18 protein-coding genes and 3 pseudogenes are annotated in these 19,585 nt (G+C 40.9%); 9 read left to right on the plus strand and 12 right to left on the minus strand.

Features of this window, described 5'->3' with window-relative positions; translation table 11 throughout:
* The first annotated feature begins 264 nt into the window (after positions 1–264).
* Positions 265–2,454: an ornithine decarboxylase gene (locus AAC852_RS01695; protein ID WP_340619661.1), complete on the plus strand. Its 2,190-nt coding sequence runs from the start codon at positions 265–267 to the stop codon at positions 2,452–2,454.
* 82 nt (positions 2,455–2,536) lie between these two features.
* Here the strand turns inward: AAC852_RS01695 and AAC852_RS01700 are convergent, their stop codons facing one another.
* The 4 genes from AAC852_RS01700 to AAC852_RS01715 all read right to left on the minus strand — a co-directional run bounded on the left by AAC852_RS01700 (position 2,537) and on the right by AAC852_RS01715 (position 6,530).
* Positions 2,537–2,938, minus strand: a complete 402-nt coding sequence (locus AAC852_RS01700) for a hypothetical protein (protein WP_340619525.1) — start codon at positions 2,936–2,938, stop codon at positions 2,537–2,539.
* Between the two features lie 266 nt (positions 2,939–3,204).
* The gene (gene def, locus AAC852_RS01705; RefSeq protein ID WP_340619526.1) at positions 3,205–3,711 is read right to left on the minus strand and encodes a peptide deformylase; all 507 of its coding nucleotides are present in this window, start codon (positions 3,709–3,711) and stop codon (positions 3,205–3,207) included.
* A 273-nt stretch (positions 3,712–3,984) separates the two neighbouring features.
* A complete protein-coding gene (locus AAC852_RS01710; RefSeq protein ID WP_340619527.1) occupies positions 3,985–5,139 on the minus strand; it encodes a trans-sulfuration enzyme family protein in 1,155 nt (384 codons plus the stop codon).
* 20 nt (positions 5,140–5,159) lie between these two features.
* Positions 5,160–6,530 carry a pyridoxal-phosphate dependent enzyme gene (locus tag AAC852_RS01715; RefSeq protein WP_340619528.1) on the minus strand — a complete coding sequence of 457 codons (1,371 nt, stop codon included), beginning with the start codon at positions 6,528–6,530 and terminating at the stop codon, positions 5,160–5,162.
* Between the two features lie 358 nt (positions 6,531–6,888).
* Here AAC852_RS01715 and AAC852_RS01720 point away from each other — a divergent pair, with 358 nt between their 5' ends.
* Both AAC852_RS01720 and AAC852_RS01725 read left to right on the plus strand, forming a co-directional pair.
* Positions 6,889–7,809, plus strand: coding sequence for a lipase family protein (locus AAC852_RS01720; protein ID WP_340619529.1), 921 nt, complete (start codon positions 6,889–6,891; stop codon positions 7,807–7,809).
* A gap of 63 nt (positions 7,810–7,872) precedes the next feature.
* Positions 7,873–8,328: a membrane-associated Zn-dependent protease 1 gene (locus AAC852_RS01725; RefSeq protein WP_340619530.1), complete on the plus strand. Its 456-nt coding sequence runs from the start codon at positions 7,873–7,875 to the stop codon at positions 8,326–8,328.
* 148 nt (positions 8,329–8,476) lie between these two features.
* On the opposite strand, the gene galE is transcribed toward AAC852_RS01725, so the two are convergent.
* The gene (gene galE, locus AAC852_RS01730; protein ID WP_340619531.1) at positions 8,477–9,496 is read right to left on the minus strand and encodes a UDP-glucose 4-epimerase GalE; all 1,020 of its coding nucleotides are present in this window, start codon (positions 9,494–9,496) and stop codon (positions 8,477–8,479) included.
* Between the two features lie 203 nt (positions 9,497–9,699).
* Here galE and AAC852_RS01735 point away from each other — a divergent pair, with 203 nt between their 5' ends.
* On the plus strand, positions 9,700–10,440 hold the full coding sequence (locus tag AAC852_RS01735; protein WP_340619532.1) for a 4'-phosphopantetheinyl transferase family protein: 741 nt from the start codon (positions 9,700–9,702) through the stop codon (positions 10,438–10,440).
* 132 nt (positions 10,441–10,572) lie between these two features.
* Here AAC852_RS01735 and AAC852_RS01740 read toward each other — a convergent pair whose 3' ends face one another.
* Entirely contained in the window at positions 10,573–11,154 is a 582-nt protein-coding gene (locus tag AAC852_RS01740; RefSeq protein WP_340619533.1) for a LeuD/DmdB family oxidoreductase small subunit, read from the minus strand.
* Positions 11,151–12,449, minus strand: a complete 1,299-nt coding sequence (locus AAC852_RS01745; RefSeq protein WP_340619534.1) for a 3-isopropylmalate dehydratase large subunit — start codon at positions 12,447–12,449, stop codon at positions 11,151–11,153. Before AAC852_RS01745 ends, AAC852_RS01740 begins: the two co-directional genes overlap by 4 nt.
* Before the next feature lie 223 nt (positions 12,450–12,672).
* Between AAC852_RS01745 and AAC852_RS01750 the strand changes: the two genes are divergently transcribed.
* Entirely contained in the window at positions 12,673–13,590 is a 918-nt protein-coding gene (locus tag AAC852_RS01750) for a LysR family transcriptional regulator (RefSeq protein ID WP_340619535.1), read from the plus strand.
* Between the two features lie 86 nt (positions 13,591–13,676).
* Here the strand turns inward: AAC852_RS01750 and AAC852_RS01755 are convergent, their stop codons facing one another.
* The 3 genes from AAC852_RS01755 to AAC852_RS01765 form a co-directional block, all read right to left on the minus strand.
* The gene (locus AAC852_RS01755; RefSeq protein WP_340619536.1) at positions 13,677–14,456 is read right to left on the minus strand and encodes an L-threonylcarbamoyladenylate synthase; all 780 of its coding nucleotides are present in this window, start codon (positions 14,454–14,456) and stop codon (positions 13,677–13,679) included.
* A gap of 43 nt (positions 14,457–14,499) precedes the next feature.
* A complete protein-coding gene (locus AAC852_RS01760) occupies positions 14,500–14,985 on the minus strand; it encodes a YbhB/YbcL family Raf kinase inhibitor-like protein (RefSeq protein ID WP_340619537.1) in 486 nt (161 codons plus the stop codon).
* Between the two features lie 493 nt (positions 14,986–15,478).
* Positions 15,479–15,622, minus strand: coding sequence for a hypothetical protein (locus AAC852_RS01765; protein WP_156115345.1), 144 nt, complete (start codon positions 15,620–15,622; stop codon positions 15,479–15,481).
* Positions 15,623–15,836: 214 nt separating this feature from the next.
* On the opposite strand from AAC852_RS01765, the pseudogene AAC852_RS01770 reads away from it, so the two are divergent.
* Positions 15,837–16,238 (plus strand): annotated as a pseudogene (locus AAC852_RS01770) (transposase); the annotation flags it as partial.
* Between the two features lie 33 nt (positions 16,239–16,271).
* Here AAC852_RS01770 and AAC852_RS01775 read toward each other — a convergent pair.
* Together AAC852_RS01775 and AAC852_RS19895 are read right to left on the minus strand one after the other, a co-directional pair.
* Positions 16,272–16,787, minus strand: a pseudogene (locus tag AAC852_RS01775) (transposase family protein); the annotation flags it as partial.
* A pseudogene (locus tag AAC852_RS19895) lies at positions 16,786–17,081 on the minus strand (ISAs1 family transposase); the annotation flags it as partial. The pseudogenes AAC852_RS01775 and AAC852_RS19895, both read right to left, overlap by 2 nt.
* Positions 17,082–17,331: 250 nt before the next feature.
* On the opposite strand from AAC852_RS19895, the gene AAC852_RS01785 reads away from it, so the two are divergent.
* From AAC852_RS01785 to AAC852_RS01790, 3 genes are all read left to right on the plus strand, one after another.
* On the plus strand, positions 17,332–18,003 hold the full coding sequence (locus tag AAC852_RS01785; protein ID WP_340619538.1) for a hypothetical protein: 672 nt from the start codon (positions 17,332–17,334) through the stop codon (positions 18,001–18,003).
* Positions 18,004–18,101: 98 nt separating this feature from the next.
* Complete coding sequence (locus AAC852_RS19900; RefSeq protein ID WP_422824249.1) at positions 18,102–18,362, plus strand: helix-turn-helix transcriptional regulator; 261 nt, start codon at positions 18,102–18,104, stop codon at positions 18,360–18,362.
* Positions 18,352–19,566: an MFS transporter gene (locus AAC852_RS01790; protein WP_047681234.1), complete on the plus strand. Its 1,215-nt coding sequence runs from the start codon at positions 18,352–18,354 to the stop codon at positions 19,564–19,566. Before AAC852_RS19900 ends, AAC852_RS01790 begins: the two co-directional genes overlap by 11 nt.
* The last annotated feature ends 19 nt before the right edge of the window (positions 19,567–19,585 follow it).

A 19,585-nucleotide genomic window follows, 5' to 3' on the forward strand; every position in this document is an offset into this window, starting at 1 on the left:
CTTTTCACGACTTACTATTTATTACTAATTAAAGATTAATATTTATCTCTTATGATTTACTCCCTGGCTTAAGGCTTCATAAATTTCAAAAGACAGTACAACTACAAAGGATTTCCCTTCAGTATCTCTATATGACTGGGGTAGTTACAGCTCATAAAGCTGCAACCTGAAAAACGCAGGGTATAAAACAGTTAATCATTATACCCAATACCACTCTTCCACAATTCCGTATTGACTTAGATTTAATATAAGAAGATTGAAATGATAAAAAAACTTAATATTGCATGCAGTAATAATGTATGCGATTTTTTTAATAGTGAAAGAAAAACTATCAGTATTAATGAAACTAATTTTATTGATGTATCTGCTGTCGTTATTTCATTGGAAGATGCATTAAATGGTGAATTAAAACGTATCGAAAAAACAGGTTATCCACTTCCTATTTATCTTGTCATATCACCGAATGAATCTATACCGCCCAATCTCTTATCTCGTATTACGGGGGTATTTCAACCAGAAAAAGGCAATGAAAACTTTTATGGGAAACAACTGGATAGAGAAGCAGAGAAATATGAAAATAACTTATTGCCTCCTTTTTTTGGTGCCATAACCAAATATGTATCACAGGGTAATTCTGCCTTTGATTGCCCAGGACATCAAGGCGGGCAATTTTTTCGCCGTCATCCCACCGGCTTACAATTTTTCAATTACTTCGGTGAAAACTTGTTTCATTCAGATCTGTGTAGCTCCGACGTTTTCATGGGAGATTTGCTCACTCATGAAGGCGCGCCCTGCGCTGCCCAAAAGAATGCAGCGAAAGTCTTCAATGCTGACAAAACCTACTTTATCCTCAGCGGCACTTCTTCTGCTAATCAGGTCGTATTGAATGCTTTATTAACTCCCGGTGATCTGGTGCTTTTCGATAGAAATAACCATAAATCTAATCACATCGGTGCACTTATTCAGGCAGGAGCTACGCCCATTTATCTGGAAACGGCCCGTAATCCATTTGGTCTGATTGGAGGTATAGATGCCCATTGCTATGAGGAAGATTATCTGCGCAACTTAATAAAAGAAGTTTCCCCTGAACGCGCAGAAGAAAAACGTCCGATTCGTCTGGCCATCATCCAATTAGGGACATATGACGGTACTGTCTATAACGCCAGACAGATCGTGGATAAAATCGGTCCTCTTTGCGATTACATTTTGTTCGATTCTGCCTGGCTTGGTTACGAACAATTCATTCCGATGATGGCGAATTGTTCACCATTATTACTGGAACTTAATGAAAATGACCCCGGTATTCTGGTCACACAATCTGTACACAAACAACAAGCGGGTTTCTCTCAGACATCACAGATCCATAAAAAAGATCGGCACATCAAAGGACAACCACGTTATGTAAACCACAAACGGTTTAACCACGCCTTTACCGCCCATGCATCTACCAGTCCATTCTATCCTCTTTTTGCTGCCCTTGATGTCAACGCCAAGATACATGAAGGAGAAAGTGGCAGGAAAATGTGGATGGATTGCGTGAAAATTGGCATTGAAACACGGAAGTTGATCTTACAACAATGTCAGCATATCAAGCCGTTTATTCCAGATACCATTGATGGCCGTCATTGGGCGCATTATGATACAGATGAAATCGCAAGTAACCTGCGTTTCTTTGATTTTTTGCCGGGAGAAAAATGGCATTCATTTGAGTGTTATGACGAGCATCAATACTTTATCGATCCTTGCAAACTTTTACTCACAACGCCGGGAATTGATATCAATGTTGGAGAATATACTCAATTCGGTGTACCTGCGACTGTTTTGGCATACTTCCTGCGCGAAAATGGTATCATTCCAGAAAAATGTGATTTGAATTCTATCCTGTTTGTACTCACACCTGCCGAAGATATGGCCAAAATAACTCATCTTGTCTCCCAACTTGCTCGTTTTGAGCAATTGTTGGAACAAGATGCTCCCGTAGAAACTATGTTACCTACACTCTATCGCACTTATAAAACACGCTATCTTAACTACACAATTCGCCAATTATGTCAGGAAATGCATGATCTATATGTACGTAACAACATCAAACAATTACAAAAAGAGATCTTCCGAAAATCTCACTTTCCTAAAATGGTCATGAGTCCTCAACAAGCCAATATCGAGTTTGTCCGTAATAATGTGGAACTAATTCCCCTGCAAAATATGGACAAGAAAATTGCAGCAGAAGGTGCAGTACCTTATCCCCCCTGTTTATGTTGTATCGTACCCGGCGAAGTTTGGGGAGGCGCTGTATTAAGCTATTTTCTTGCTTTGGAAGAATGTATCAGTCAATTGCCAGGTTTCGAACAAAAGTTGCAGGGGGTTTATTGCCAAAAAGAACCTGATGGCTCCATTCGTATTTATGGATACGCTATAAAACCAGAAACTGCCGCTAAATTCACAACGGCATGATTATTTTTTATCTGATTTATTATCATCCTGCGGTGGTCTGTATATGACCACCTTGCTTAACTTTCGACATAATAAACCAAAGTCACTCTCTTTTTCTCAGTATAAAATGAAACTTAGTGTTATCCACTTGATCAATGGCTAAGTCGAGCAGAGAGTTGGGAGATATCTTAATTTCAGTAATATTAATATGTTCCGACGATGGATGGTAGTGAACATAAATAGTTCCAACCAGTGGATAACTGCCATTCTCCCTGTTCTGAATATAAATAGAACAAGTGATTCGATTACTACTCGCTATTGAAGGAATATGGGCATACCTGATGTCATTTCCAGCCTTAACCGAAGAAACCTTCAAATGATTAATACCTTCTGCATCAATCATCATCACATAATTACCGTCCTTAGCATCGGTGGTATCTATCAAGCTCAGGCTGATAATAAAATTAGATTGCTGATAAAATACAATCTCACTTGTCTCAATCACAATAATTCCCCTGTTTATTTCACCATCTAAACAATCACGCAAAAACCAAAACCATTTTATTGCCGCGATGGTTCAAAACTGAAATACTGCATAAAATTATGCAGTATTATTGTACTTAGCGATGTAGTTCGAAATCTATTGGTATAGATTTTAAATCTTTTATATGTATTTATAATTAATAATTTGAACAATACCAATATATCAATCACATTATTCAATAGTATTGAAATGAAACTAAAGATACTATTTTCACTGGTAACAATCAGTTAGTTTGCTCTGCTATTCAAATACTTTTTCACTTTTTTTAGCGCCATCTGCCTTTTTAATGGCGATAAGTAATCGATAAAGATAATACCATGCAGGTGGTCAATTTCATGCTGCATAACGATAGACAAAAAATCTTCACTTGCCACTGTAATCGCTTTACCATGCCGATCCAGAGCTTCCACCTTTACTTTTTCAAATCGCTCTACGTCTGCGTAATATCCGGGAATAGATAAGCATCCTTCTTGATTTACAGACCGACGCTCTTTTTCAACGATTTTAGGGTTGATTAAAACCAGAGGTTGATTGCGTTCCGGCGAAATATCAATGACTAACACAGCCTCTTTTCTTCCCACTTGAGGAGCGGCCAACCCAATACCATTATCCGTGTCATACATTGTTTCCAGCATATCATCAATCAGAGTCTGGACATCCTCTACATCAGTGACATCAACACATTTCTGCTTCAATCTTTCATCAGGAATTGTGAGTATATCTAAAACAGCCATAACCATTCTCCTCTGTTCACGAGGTAACTAAAACACCTCTTACGTCTGATTCAGAAAAAGTAGTATCTCTTCCCATCCAGATGATTAAAAAATACTTTACCACTAAAAGGCAAGCACGCTATACCCAATGGATTTCAAGATAATGGATTTCAAGATAGAGGATACAGGCAATTTTAATCAATATCTGTAAATTATAGTAATAAAAAATGCCAACCGGGAAACCCGGTCAGCATACGACTTTTTATTTACTTATATTGTAACATTATATTTTTTCTACAGATTTGCTGTTTCCAATGCTTGTGATAAATCAGCAATCAAATCATCTACATTTTCAATACCTACTGAGATACGGATTAATTGTGGTGTGATACCTGCCGCCAGACGTTTTTCCAGCGGAATTGAAGCATGGGTCATCGTAAATGGCTGACCAATCAAACTTTCTACACCTCCCAGACTTTCTGCCAACGTAAATAATTTCAAAGCATTAATCATCCTATTCGTATAGTCATCATCACCTTTCAGCACGATAGAAATCATGCCACCAAACCCTTTCATCTGCTGTTTTGCCAGTTCATGCTGAGGATGTGAAGTAAGACCGGGATAAAAAACTTTTTCTACTTGTGGTTGTTGCTCTAACCAGTGAGCAATCTTCTCTGCGTTGCTGATATGTCGTTCCATACGCAGTGCCAATGTCCGTATTCCACGCAGAACAAGAAAGCTACTGAAAGGATCAAGAATTCCGCCAATCGAATTTTGCAGAAAAGCAACCTGCTCTGCCAATTCAGGATTATTACCTACCACCGCAAGCCCTGCGACAACATCCGAATGGCCGTTCAGATATTTAGTCGCAGAGTGAACAACAATATCAAACCCTAAATCAAGCGGACGCTGAATATAAGGCGAAGCGAAAGTATTATCCGCAACACTGATAATCTTATGGCGTTGTGCTATTCGGGCAATCGCCGCTAAATCAGCCAGTTTAAGTAGTGGATTTGTAGGGGTTTCAACCCAAATCATTTGGGTATCTGGTTGAATGGCCGCTTCCAATGCCTCAATATCTCCCGCTTCAACATAGGTGACGCGTAAACCAGCTGTTCTGCGACGTACTTTTTCCAGCAAACGATAGGTTCCGCCATACAGATCATCTACGGCAACAATGTGACTGTCTTTATCCAGCAATTCCAGAATAGTCGAACTGGCTGCCAGACCAGAGCCAAAAGCATAACCCCGGCTACCATTTTCCAGCTCAGCAATTGCACGCTCCAAAGCATCACGTGTAGGATTACCACTGCGGGAATACTCATACCCTGTATGCTGACCCGGCGCTGGTTGTGCATAAGTGGATGTAGCATAAATTGCAGGCATTACAGCACCAGTATGGTCAGGGATATAACCAGCATGAACGCTTTTAGTATCAAATTTAGTCATTAAATTATTCCTGAAAGAGATTAATTGAGTTGTTGACGCCATGCGTTCAGCACATCCGTACGAGTAACAAGGCCGATGAAGTGATTACCATCTTCAACAATCAGCGCTACATGGCCCGCATCAAAAGTCGCAACCAGTTGCTCTAATGACGCTTTTTTATGAAGAGTATTAACCTGGCTGGTCATTGCCTGACTGACAGGCAAAGAGAAATTACGGGAATCAGCCTGAATAGCATGCATTAAATCCCACTCATCTATGATGCCGACAACCTGACCATTATCGAGCACAGGGAGTTGTGAAATGTCATACAACCGCATTCGCCCATGAGCAATTTGCAAGGTATCCTGTGGAGAAACAAAAACCGTCGCACCATCCCGGTAACGATACGTTACATAATCGCTTAAATCGTTCTCTTTCTGCTGTGAACGCAATCCCTGCTCCAATAACCAGTAGTCATTGAACATTTTGGATAAATATTTATTGCCACTGTCACAAGCTAAAGTCACCACCCGTTTTGGTGTTTTTTGCGCACGACAATAGCGTAAAGCAGCCGCCAATAACGTACCGGAAGAAGAGCCAGCCAGAATACCCTCCTGTAACAGCAGCGCTCTTGCGCAAGAAAATGCTTCTGCATCCATGATCCGGTAAGCATGACGAATTTGGGAGAAATCCCCAAGCGGAGGGATAAAATCCTCCCCAATACCTTCAACAAACCAACTTCCTGCTTCATCGTAGTGACCGTATTCAACGTAATCAGCCAGAATAGAACCTTTGGGATCAGCAAGAACAAATTCAGTATTAGGAGAAACTTCTTTGAAGTATTGACTTAAGCCGCCCAGTGTCCCACCAGAGCCGACGCCCACAACTACCGCATCCACGTCATGTTCCATTTGCTGCCATATTTCAGGGCCAGTCGTTGTCGTGTGAGCAAGCGAATTCGAAAGGTTATTGAACTGATCGATATAATAGGCTCCGCTGATTTCCTTTGACAAACGTAAGGCATAATCCTGATAGTATTCTGGGTGTCCTTTACACACATCAGAACGTGTCAAACGAACATCCGTTCCTAATGCTCTCAGGTGATATATTTTCTCCCTGCTCATCTTATCCGGTACAACCAGGATCAGCTTATAGCCTTTCATAGCAGCAACCAGCGCCAACCCGATACCAGTATTACCTGCGGTAGCTTCAATGATAGTGCCACCAGGCTTTAGCAAACCTTGCTTTTCCGCCTGCTCAATCATTGAGAGTGCAACCCTGTCTTTAATAGAACCACCTGGATTTTGGTTTTCTAACTTCATAAATAACTGACATGGGCCAGTGTCCAGATGAGTCAGTTCCAGTAATGGTGTATTTCCAATCAATTCCAGAACCGAACGTGGTGCTGACATATTAGCCTCTTAATATTCAGTAATATTTAAAAATAATACTTACAGATTAATAAAGGATAACGCTGCATAGCGGCAGATTTAAAAGAACAAATCAAAACTATATATAACAAAACGTAATTAATTAATTCTATATTGATAAATAGAAAGCATTTCTCCGACAGTTCCCTTCATTCGACAATGATTACTGATTAATTACTGGTTAAAAACATAACGCGATCAAATTCCCAGAAATTCTGGCAGAATGATATACGCTTAAATTATCCCTTTTATATTTTTTATGCTGCAAGATATTCGAATTGCAGTGTGTCAGAGATATGCATGATACACACAGCCAACAATGATAAAGAGGAAATAGATTATGTATAACATAACATTATCCAGAGAAGCCCAATTGGCATCGTTAATATTGTACGCAGCAGATATGAACCTACAATATTACAATAATCCCACTCCTCCGCCTGATCCGCGTATAGAAGAAGATGGCTGGAAACTTGTCGGTTATATTAGTGGTAATGATCTGTCTTTCTCTGTCGATCCAAAAACTAATAAGCAATTTTTAATTATGCTGCCTGTTAGCGTCTGCTATGGATATATCGCAGAGAATAAAAAAACGCCAAAAGAGTATGTTATTGTTATTCGCGGGACAGATATTTCAAACCTATTTGAAGCTCTACATGATCTTGTTCCTGTTTTCACCTCACCATGGGCAGATACTCCTGAACAAAAAGTCAGTATGGGTTTCTATAGCATTTATAACTCATTGAAACTTAATATTGTTGATCCTGAGTATAAAGGTGATCTCCAATATCTCAGATTCTGCAACGCAATCGCACAATTCATCGGAATCAACACGCCATATACCATACTTGGTCATAGCCTTGGCGCCACCATTGCTGCTTATCTTATGAGAGATATTCCGTTACTTGGTGATAAACATAAAGCCTGTTTATTCGCCAGCCCAAAACCGGGGAATCATGAATTTGTTACCTATATTGACCACCATTTCTCCAATTATGCAGTCTTCAACTACGAAAAAGATCTGGTTCCCCATCTTCCCCTGCATATTCCACTCATACTGGAATATGAATCCCTGTCAAAAGTGACCTTACTCAAACCACCAGATGGCCTGAACATAGCTGACAGTTTGGGATGTAATCATTATTTAGCCAGTTACATTGCAATATTGGATCCAAATCAATTCAGGCACCTGATCTTAGAATCTAAAACTCCAGATGCAGAAAAGCCTAAAATGAAATCGTCTTGCATATCATTAAAATAAACATCTAATGAAATAACAACAGGCAACTGATCGATATAAAAATTTAATAAGCAGGAGAAAAAAATGAGATGGCGTGGCTATACATACGGAACAATGCTGATATTACTGGCAAGTTGTCTGTTCAGCCCGATCTTACGGGCGCAAGGGGAAGCTCATCTGTTATTCCACATGGGATTGGGAGCTAATGAAAAATTCTTTGTGGGAGGAACACTGCAAAATAAAGGCGATCAACCTGTAGCAGGTGGTTATCTGGCGATTTTGCCTCTTAATATTCAATGTGAACCACAATCCCTGATCGTGTACTCATTTGATTCCCTGGTCCCTGAGGAAAAAAAGGAATTTCGCATTCCTGTGGATGTCCCGCTCAGTAGTTATCATTTGATGGGTTTTGTGGCTTATGATGACATGGGTTTTTCTCTTCCCACGGTGGATGAAACAGCCAAAATCATCAAAGATCGTGAACCAAATGAACGTAAAGCCTGCCAGTTGGCACGAGAAACCAAAGTTACTCATAAATGAACAAAATGCAGAAGACATCCCGCACTAACCAACTTATTAAAACTATAGGAGGAATATAACGTGTTATGTCCTATTGCGATTAAAATTGGTGTTGAAAACCACGCTTACAGCGTGGTTATGCCCTTGTACTTGATGCTAATTAGATGTGTTATCCGGCTTTATAACCATTGGGATTCTGTGACTGCCAACGCCACGCATCATTAGTCATTTCCACAATGGTACGGCTTGCTTTCCAGCCCAGTTCACGTTCAGCTTTCTCCGGGCTTGACCAACATTCAGCAATATCTCCCGGACGACGTGGGCAAATTTCATAAGGAACAGACTTACCACATGCCTGACCGAATGCTTCCACCATTTCCAATACACTCGTTCCTTTGCCAGTTCCCAAGTTGTAGATATGCAAACCTGATTTCCTGCCAACTGCATTCAATGCCGCTATATGTCCATCAGCTAAATCAATGACATGGATATAATCACGGACGCCTGTTCCATCCTGTGTAGGATAGTCATTACCATAAACAGACAACCTTTCCCGACGCCCTACCGCCACTTGGGCGATATACGGCATTAAATTGTTAGGAATGCCTTGCGGATCTTCTCCCATCGTACCAGAAGGGTGTGCGCCGACCGGGTTAAAATAGCGTAGTAATACCACTGACCAGTCATTTTCCGCATGATGGAAATCAGACAGGCAACGTTCCACCATATATTTACTTGTACCATAAGGACTTGTGGTATTACCCACCGCAGATTGCTCTGTGATAGGCACAATCGCAGGATCGCCATACACAGTTGCCGATGAACTGAAAATGATGCTTTTCACACCTGCTTTGTGCATGCTACGCACTAATACCAGAGTTCCATTAACATTATTATCATAATATTCAAGCGGTTTTGCGACTGATTCCCCAACTGCCTTCAAACCAGCAAAGTGGATAACTGACTCAATTGAGTGACGGGAGAAAACAGAATCCAGGAATGTTTCATCACGAATATCGCCTTCGTAAAACAGCGGCTTGATACCCGTCAGTGCTTCAATACGATTCAAAACTTCACGATTAGAATTACACAGATTATCGACAATAATCGGCGTCATTCCCGCTTCAATCATCTGGACACAGGTATGGCTGCCAATGTACCCCATTCCACCTGTCACTAATATTTCCACATTTACCTCTTTTTCAATTGGAATAAGTAAAACATCCATACAATCAATAGGATAATATCACTTTTCAGTTTATTATCGATATATACGATAAAAAGATACAGTATAAAAAGAGTTAACAAATTAGTGAACTAAAAACCAAGTATGGCAAAATCAGCCGAAGACAATTTACCAATATTTCCAACAAACAATTCCCACAAAACATAATGAAAGAAATTACTTTTATCCCTGTACAAATGGCCACCATCAATGAACCTTTTTTCACGGACATACAAAGAGGCCAATTATCTGATCACCCTGAGATTCAAGTTATGCTGACTTATTTCGCTCCCAACTTCTATCAGGATAATTTATTTGATAAATATGGTATTACTTATCCCACACGGTTACATAATGCTGTTACCAAACGGCGGGCAGAATACCTGGCCGCTCGTTACTGCACCCGACAGATATTGAAGTCCATGGGACATCCTGAGTTTCAGGTGGAAACAGCAAAAGATCGTTCCCCTGTCTGGCCTGAAAAAATTTACGGTTCCATCTCTCACTCAACCCATTGCGCTATCGTTTTTGCTGCTTCCAGCGATAAATATCAACTAATAGGCATTGATATTGAAAAGGAAATCAAACAGGATACGATCGACAGTGTTTCAGCCAGTATTATTAATGAAGCTGAGGCTGAATTACTTTCAAAATGCTCACTTTCTTTTATTCAGGCTTTTACGCTCGTTTTTTCCATTAAAGAGAGCCTTTTTAAAGCGCTCTATCCCCATGTAAAGCGATTTTTCGATTTCCATGCAGCAGAGATTATGGAAATTGATTGTATCCATCGCACTATAACCATTAAATTACGACAAACACTATCTGATAAGTATCAAGCTGGTTGCCAGTTCCTTGGCAATTTCGTTCTGATGCCACAACAACAGATATTGACCTACCTTGTGGGATAAAAATAAGGGATGAAAAACTCGGAAGAGTTGACGACGTAGCTTACAAGGCGGCAATCTACAAGATAGGATGGCAAAATACATGCCAGTTCATAATCTACTGGCATGTTACGTCAATATGATTTGGTTCCAGTATTACTTAATTCTTCCGGTTGACCGCGCATAAGAGAACAGTCCACCAGCAGCAACAATATTGGCCAGTTCTCCCACAGGGTCAGTCGGATATTGTTCACCACTTTTCAGCAAAGTCACCGTCTGGTTTTCAATATCAATCTCAACACTGTCTCCCGTAACTAATTTGTCACACAGACGCTCTTGTGCCGCAACAGGTAATAATTCTCCGGTAGAAACGCAATTACGGAAGAAAATACGGGCATAAGATTGCGCTAAAATCGCCTTTACGCCAGAAGCACCTAAAGCAGCCACTGCATGTTCACGGGAAGAGCCACAACCAAAATTCTGCCCCGCCACAATAATCGGATATTTTGCTTTTCCTTTTTCTTCATCAATAAAAGGCAACGATCCTTCCGGTAATCCACACATCGCCAATGAAGCCAACTGCGCATAACCTTCGGGCGTAGATGGATTTACTTTGATATATTCTCCGGCCAGAATCTGGTCAGTATCAATATTGTCAGCCAATACATAGACCTGACCGCAAATAATATTTTCCTTTTGTTCATTCAAAACAGCATCATTCATGACAACATCACTCATAAAAATGCTCCCGGATTGGTGATCTGGCCAGTAATCGCTGCCGCAGCAACAGAGTAAGGGGAAGCAAGATAAATATTGGCACGCTTGTGCCCCATTCTTCCGACAAAATTACGATTGGTGGTGGATATCACTGATATCGGATCATTAACACGACCAAAGGTATCCGGTGGGCCACCGCAGCAGGCGGCACATCCAGATTCAGCAGAAAGTTTCACTCCTGCATCGCTTAAGATTTGATAGACAGACATACCATCAATCTGGGTGGTGATAGTTTTATGGAACACTTCTTTTGTTGCTGGCACAGCATAAGTTGGAATTTTGACTTTATGCCCTTTTATAATACGGGCAGCGGCAACAAAATCTTCCAGTTTGCCGCCTGTACAGGAGCCGATATACGCCTGTGAAATCGCAACATTAGCAACCTGTTCAATGGAAACAACATTGTCTGGGGAATGGGGCTTAGCAATCTTCGGCTGCATATCAGAAACATCAATATTTAATACCCTGGTATATTGTGCGTCCTCATCGGGGTAAACGATGTCAAAAGGAATATCATTTCTCTCTGCCAGATAATCGAGCGTCGCCTGATTCGGCACCATAATGCCATTTTTAGCGCCACATTCGACGACCATATTGCAAATCGTCATTCGTTCTTCGACAGATAATTCATCAATGACATTTCCACCAAACTCGATAGCCTGATATGTTGCTCCATCCACAGTTAATTCCGCCAATACCGCCAAGATCATATCCTTAGCCAGAACATGAGCTGGTTTAGTACCGATAAAGTTCACACGAATAGAGCTCGGAACTTTGAGCGGAATTTCTCCCGTCCCTATCGCATAAGCGGCATCAGTAATACCTAACCCAATCGCAAATGTACCAAAAGCCCCCGCAGTCACCGTGTGGGAATCTGTGCCCAACAGGACTTCTCCGGGACGGGTATGCCCTCCCTCAGCCAGCCCGATATGACAAACCCCCTTATAATTGGGAGTCCCAACATCATAGAAATATTTAACCTTCTGCTCAGCGGCAAATTCACGCATCACCCGAATGTTCTGATTGGCCTGTGGATCAGCGGAATAGACAAAATGATCGGGGATCATAATAAAACGGGCAGGATCCCATATCTTGGCATCCTGCCCGAACTCTTTTTTAAATACACTGGCGACACCCGGAGTACAGGGATCGTGAGACATTAAAATATCCACTTTCGCCCAAACCACTTCACCCGGAGTGACATGTTCGCGCCCACTTGCTCGTGCGAGAATTTTTTGAGTTATAGTTTGGTTCATCTCACATTGCCCTCCAAAAGATTTAGACATACTGAAAAAGAAAAAATTGTAATCCTGATAAGATTACTACTCTTTATTCTGGAGAAATGCCATCATATAGCACACTGTTTCTATAATGAAACAGTCGTTCGTCACAAGAAAAATTTCCACCAGGAATATTGGCATTTCTTCGCATAACCTGTGATATGTTATGCTTTTTCGGAGTAAATCATCAGGTTACTTTATGAATAATATTGAGAATCTTACCTCAATGGTGATCTTTGCCCGTGTAGTGGAGACACTGAGTTTTACCGAAACGGCAAAATCATTAAGACTGTCCAAGTCTTCTGTCAGCCGTGAAATTGCGCAGCTAGAAGTAAGATTGGGCACTCAATTACTCAACCGAACCACACGCAAAATCCAGGTGACAGAAGTTGGGATGAATTATTACCAGTACTGCCACCGTATTCTTGATGAAGCCAAAAACGCCGAACGTTTTATCCGCAATTTTCATGAAGAGCCAATGGGTAGCCTGCGTCTGATTGCTCCGGTATCCTTTGGCAGCCAATGTATTGTCCCTGTCCTGAACAATTTTATCGCCGGGAATATCCATGTCAGTGTTGATCTGGAACTGACAGACAGAATTATTAATATGCAAGATGATCACTGCGATATAGCCGTTGTGATAGGGCGTGAAACACCAAATCATGCACTTGTTATGCCTCTGATTGATATCACTTGGGGGCTTTACGCCGCTCCTAACTATATCGGTCAGTTTTCAACCATCAAGAAACCGGAAGATCTCCCCCGCTATGATTACCTGCTCTTCCGTGGCCCCGCACATACTATTTCTCTGCCGTTTAGAAAAGAAAGGCATAAATTTGATATTGAAGTACGCAGCCGATTTCGCATCAATAACAGTGTAGCATTGATGAGTTCTGCGCTGGCTGGTGCCGGTATTGCCTATCTGCCGGATTACATCACCCATGAATCCGTAGCAGCCGGAAAACTAATACGACTTCTTCCCGAATGGAACATGGATATCTATCAATCCTGGATATTGTTTAAATCAGAAGAAACACTCTCTTCACGTGTGCAGTTTTTTGCCAATACCTTACAGCATAAGCTGAGACAAGATCTGGCAAATAACAGACAGAAATAGCCAAGAAAATTTTTACGAGTACAGTATCCACAATGCTGTACCCGCAACGAATATCACCTTGTCAGCCCAAGCGTAACCGTTATCTATCAATAATAGTTACCGTGACGGTAATCCCAAGTCGTGAAAATATCAGACATCATTACCATAATTTTGTTGACATCCAAACCCTTACGGATCAATACCGGACACGGTGTAATATCACGCTGACCATTTTGTACCGGAACTAATTTGCCGTTTTCATCCACCATTGAAATCATCACACCCTGCTCATAACGGGTTTGTTCAGTTTCATTTGGCTGGATAGATTTAACATAATCATTAGCGGCAATAATCAAATCTGCACGCTCTTCAATACGTTCACCGATACATTCAACCAATCCCCGATTACCTTTACCTGATGGATTAGCTGAACTGGCAAAAGAGAATTTACCGTATTCTTCCCACAATGCTTTCGCCAGAATTTCGCCAGGTTTACCGAATTTAATCACGAAGCAACTTGTACCACGCTTATCCATCATCAATTCTTTAGAACCATCATCGGGAATGCGTCCTACAGCTTCTTCTTTCCATGGCAAAATACAACCCAATAATACATCTGCATCCCAATGTTTTTGATAAAGTTCTTCAATTTCCGGGTTAAGCTGAGCCAGCTCTTTAAGTTGTTCCAGAGATCCACACAGTACTACTCCCGGTTTATTGCGATTACGCTGCTTGGCTTCAAACTTACGTTCCAGCCCTTTCGCATCGGAAGTCATAATGATGTAGCCCACTTTAGTTGGACAAACAATCATTCCACCATCCTTAGAAAGGATCTCTACCGCTTCCTGCTGTATCCCTTGGTTCCATTGAATTTTTTTACCGCTCATATATTGATACCCTTTAACTTAAAACTGAAGAACGATTAATCCGTTAACGCTGGTAGTAACCGGTAATAGTGGCTGTTGCCAGAGTGTTGGCCTGGATCATAAAACGCGCAACCGCGTTTGTTGTTTCTGAATCAATACCCAGTTTCTCTACCGACAAGGCATGCACCGTGAAAATATAGCGATGAGCTTTATCTCCCTCAGGAGGACAAGGCCCGCCAAAACCGAACGCGCCATAATCATTTTTGCTTTGGATCACGCCGGCTGGCTGCTTATTGCCATCACTCCGTCCCGAATCTGCGGGCAAAGTTTGTACTTCCCGCGGAATATCAAAAACAACCCAATGCCAGAAACCGCTGCCCGTTGGCGCATCCGGATCATAGACCGTAATAGCAAAACTTTTTGTTCCGGCTGGAACATTTGTCCAGGCTAGCTCAGGTGAACGATTACCACCATTGGCACCAAATTCGTTAAATTCATGCTCTTTGCGCAAGAAGTCATTATTCTTAAATTCAGTTGAAGTGATTATCATGCTTTTCTCCTCATAGAAATGCCTTTTAAAACATCCTAACGCAGTTTTTTTATGCTGCAAGATTAAGCTGTCGTTTTGCCTGATTGTTTCAATTTAGGAACAATAAGTGAGTTTTGGGGGGATTTTTTTATTTATATGATTGCGGTAAGGATAGAGTAGAGAAAGAATCTATGGTCATCTCATTTTTGCAACACTGATTTTGAATTATGATGGGGTTACTTAAAATTATCCGACATGTACTAGTGTGATCACCGAGGGAGACTGTCGGATATTATGGAGAACGCAAGGGTCTTGTTGAGACAGGTTCTTACCGGAACAAAATGCATACCAGGCCGATTCGCAGCTTCACTGATTGCCAAAGCATCATTGGCATCATTTTTATGGTTTTTAACGAAGGCTCTCACGTGCTGAGGAGGAATAGGGCAAACCTCAAAACCAAGAAGTTCAATCGTTCATCCCCAATAGTGGGCGGTACTACAGGTCATCATGGCAATCAAAGTACTGGGTTCCATTGTCTGACAGCATCCAGTAACCGACTTCGGGTAATTTTTTTATTAAACACAACATGGTTACCGGTAAGTAAACAGGGCTGAAAAACAGATTTAGCTAGATCAATACCAAGAATTTCATGATGCATGATGGGCGCTCCCATAAAATGAATATGCTTATTTCATTTTGGTACAATTGACGCCATATGGGACGTTCCATCTCATCAGATTTGGGTTAAATTCTTTTCAGCCCAAACCCGTTTTTCATCCAGTAAAGTTTCCATTGGCATTCGACCACAATAGATTTTGCCCTGATATACCAACCACCATTGAAGATGCTTGATTTCTTATCCAAACCAGATCATGCTTACAACCACGAAAATTCATCTGACACCAAAACAAAAACGTGCCCTCGAATTGATGCATGAGACAACTCGTGACAGTCGAGTCTGTGATCGCATTAAGGCCGTGCTTTTGGCCTCCGAAGGCTGGACAGCTCAGATGATTGCACAGGCCTTGCGTATTCATGAAGATTGATTATTTGACGGCAAATTTGATGCATACTACCCTCAAATTGTGGCCTATGTCCGGGCACGTTGGCAGGCGTCTTTCAGCGTGGGTGGAATGACGAAATGGCTTCACCGCCAAGGTTTCAGCTACAAAAAACCAAACGAAGTGCCTCATAAATTTGATGCGGATAAACAGCAACAATTTATTGATGACTACCAGTCTCTGAAAAATAGTTGTAATGCACTACCAGTCATCCAGATCTTGTTGCAGTCCTTCAAGGCTCCTTTAGAGCTTCTTGCGGAAGGCTATCTGATTAAACGCTTAAAGGATCATTTTATGAAAACGTTTACAAATACCATTGGTTTTGGGCGACATCACTTTCCTTTTGGTGTGGTCTATATCACTTCTCGCGAGGTAGAGCTTATAGTCATGTTTATCCACTTACCACAGCATTCCGTTCTCCGGTCAATTAATATACGTAACAGACAAATAATGTTCTTCATATAACAGCAATACCTTATCGTTAAGTAAATCTGCGAGGTAATCGGGGTTTTGGTCGTGTAAAGCTTACAGTGAGCCACCTTACTGTAAGTATCAATATACGTTTGCTGATAAATCCGCCGACGCCTTTGAAATTCCCCACATAAACCAGGGGCCCCAGATAACCGGGATGTTCGGTTTCAATTTCACCGCACGCTTCATCATCCTGTTTTTTTTCCAGCGCGATGAGTTGCATTCTGTCAGGATGATGCCTTCAGTGCCGACTTCCTCCTCCTCGAACGCTTTCAACCGTTTTTTAAAGTTTAGTCAGTTGGTGAACCGAACGCATCCAGTTGATAAAATAGAGAGGAAACGTTCTAGTTTGATCCGAGAAATAATCCGGGCAAAGGTGTCATCAACAGGAATGCCTTCTTTAAACATGCCTTGTTTAAGGAACCAGTCATGATGACCTTCAGTATATTCCTGAATATCACTCCAGCCCTCAGCGCCAGCAATCACCGCACGAAGTGCGGCAAACAGAGGGCCATCAACTTTAGCTGTCTGGCACGGATATTCGATATTTGAAAAATGTTCGGTAAGGCTTTCAAGAGAGAGTATAAGATCACAGCTATTCGATCGAATCAATGAATTTATTTCTGATTAGAAAATATTCACGCTCTTGCCCTAAGTTATATTACCTCCAATCAACAAATAAGTTAGACAACTTATAACTATTTTTATTCATAAGATTATAAATATACTGACAAGAATCACATAACATTTAAAAAAAACTAGACAATTGAATGTCCAATATTAGATAAGAATAAAATATTAATAATAATTATTATCATTTATGGTGAACTAAACGATGAATGTGATTTCAAAAAAATCAATTAAAAAAATCATTGAAAAACAACCTATTGATTGTAAGTCCAATCTTGTGACACAAAAATTGCATTCTGATTCAGAATGCCAGAATATGGGTTGGTACAATATTTACCTCCCAAAACAACAGGGACAAAGTAACTTTCGTTGCTTTAATATTGGTAAAGAAATTTATTTTACAAAAAGCTATTACTATGGAAAAGAACCTCTGTTTTCTAAGAGCAGCTATCCTTATGACACCACACTTATAATATTTGGACTGAAAGGAAAAAGCCATCTAGGTTTCTCAGAAACACAACTAAATCATACGATTAGTGCAGGAGATATCTGGTTATTTAATCTTCATCACCATCAGGCATTATACCGCTTTAGCACTTCGAATCTCCGGCATGAAATGGCCGTTCTCAAATTTCCTACAGAACGTTTAAAACGCACCTTTTCAGCTAATGATGAGCAACTTCTATCAATTTTTAATTTGTATGTCTCCCATGTGGCAGTACAACAGGATAATGATGAGTGGATTGCCCCTCTGATCGAGAACCCTCTCAGAACCCCCTTTGATCGGATGAAAGCAGAGGGAAGGACATTAGAACTCATTTCACACTGGTTACTTCCACTAGGACAATCTATTTCCATCACCTCAAAAATCATTTAGGCTCATGTTGCTATCAAGGTAATGCGGTAGAAAAAGCACGAGAGATTCTGATTACTAAACTGACTGATCCTCCGACCTTATGTGATTTGGCAAAACAAGTGGGAATGAGTCACACTCGACTCAATCAGAACTTCAAAAAAAACTATGGAAAAACTGTTTTTGACTGGCTAAGAGGATATAGGTTACAGCTTGCAAAAACGTATCTTCAAGATAGACAATATAGTATCACTTTTATAGCACATTTATGTGGTTTCAGCAGCACTAGCCATTTCATACAAACATTTCGTCAACATGAAGGTTGCACCCCTGTTACCTATCGAACTAATTATCTTAATAAGGAAATGTATCATGTTGATTAAATTACCGACTCATTATCTTTCATTATTTCCTCTGATGATAATGCTTCTTGGGAACGCTATAGCACACAGTCTATTTATGATTGGTTTCCCAATTATAGGGCGCACTATGGGAATCAATGAATTGTTGACAGGAACATTACTTTCTGTCTCGGCTTTCAGTATGATGATTTTTGCTCCCTTCTGGGGCCGCTATACAGATAAACATGGGCAAAAAGCACCTGTAGTTATCGGAATTGTGAGCACTGCATTATTTCTGATATTAACTGCTGGGATGATCAAATTTCACACATCCTTTGAACTTACTATCCCGCTGCTTTTTTCCTTGTTCTTACTGTTAAAACTGACTCAATCTATTGGTGTTGCAGGACTTATGCCCAGCGCACAAGCGTATGTTGTAAACCAAACTTCACACCACGATCGTCTTTCAGGAATGGGGGTGATTGGGGCAACATTTGGCTTTGGTAGCATTATTGGTGGCTATCTTGCAATGAGTTCCGGCATAACACAATTTCCATCAGCGCTGTTTATTTTGGGGGTAATTATGCTCATCATTAGCTTGGGGCATCGTTTTTTGAAAACACGTCCACTATCCCATGCACCACAGAATCCCATGCTCCCTTGTTCTTCATGCCCCCAGCCACACAACTCGATTTTACCCTTTGCTTTAATAACATTCTGCGTCTTACTCGTTTATGGCATGCTCCAGCAGACCACTGGTCTCAGATTACAAGATCAACTTGGGTTTTCTACTCAAGAGGCTTTAAAAGGAAGTGGGGAACTGTTGACTTCATCTATGATCAGTATGGCAGCAGGACAAATTATATTCACTAATTTCACTACCAAGTACGCAGGCCGACTCATGATCATTGGATTTTTCTTCGGTTTGTTGAGTCTGATATATCTTGCGATAAGCAGCACCTATATTTGTATGCTGATTGCGATGGTTTGTCTGGGAGGCGCCATGAGTTTGATTATTCCTGCCAACCTTACGTTGCTGAGTCAGACTGTCGGTGAAAAACATCAGGCTTATGCAGCCTCAATTAATTTGATCGGTAAGGGACTAGGATGGGCTGCCGGACCTGTTATGGGAGTTGTATTTTATCAATATACACCGACCCTACCTGTCTGGTTCTCAATGATATTCTTCCTTGTAGCACTAGGTATTGTGATTTATCAGCGAAAAAACAGGCTGATTTTACAATAAACTAATCATCATGAGGGCT

It is taken from the genome of Xenorhabdus siamensis (assembly GCF_037996745.1).
In the GTDB taxonomy this organism is placed as follows: domain Bacteria; phylum Pseudomonadota; class Gammaproteobacteria; order Enterobacterales; family Enterobacteriaceae; genus Xenorhabdus; species Xenorhabdus indica.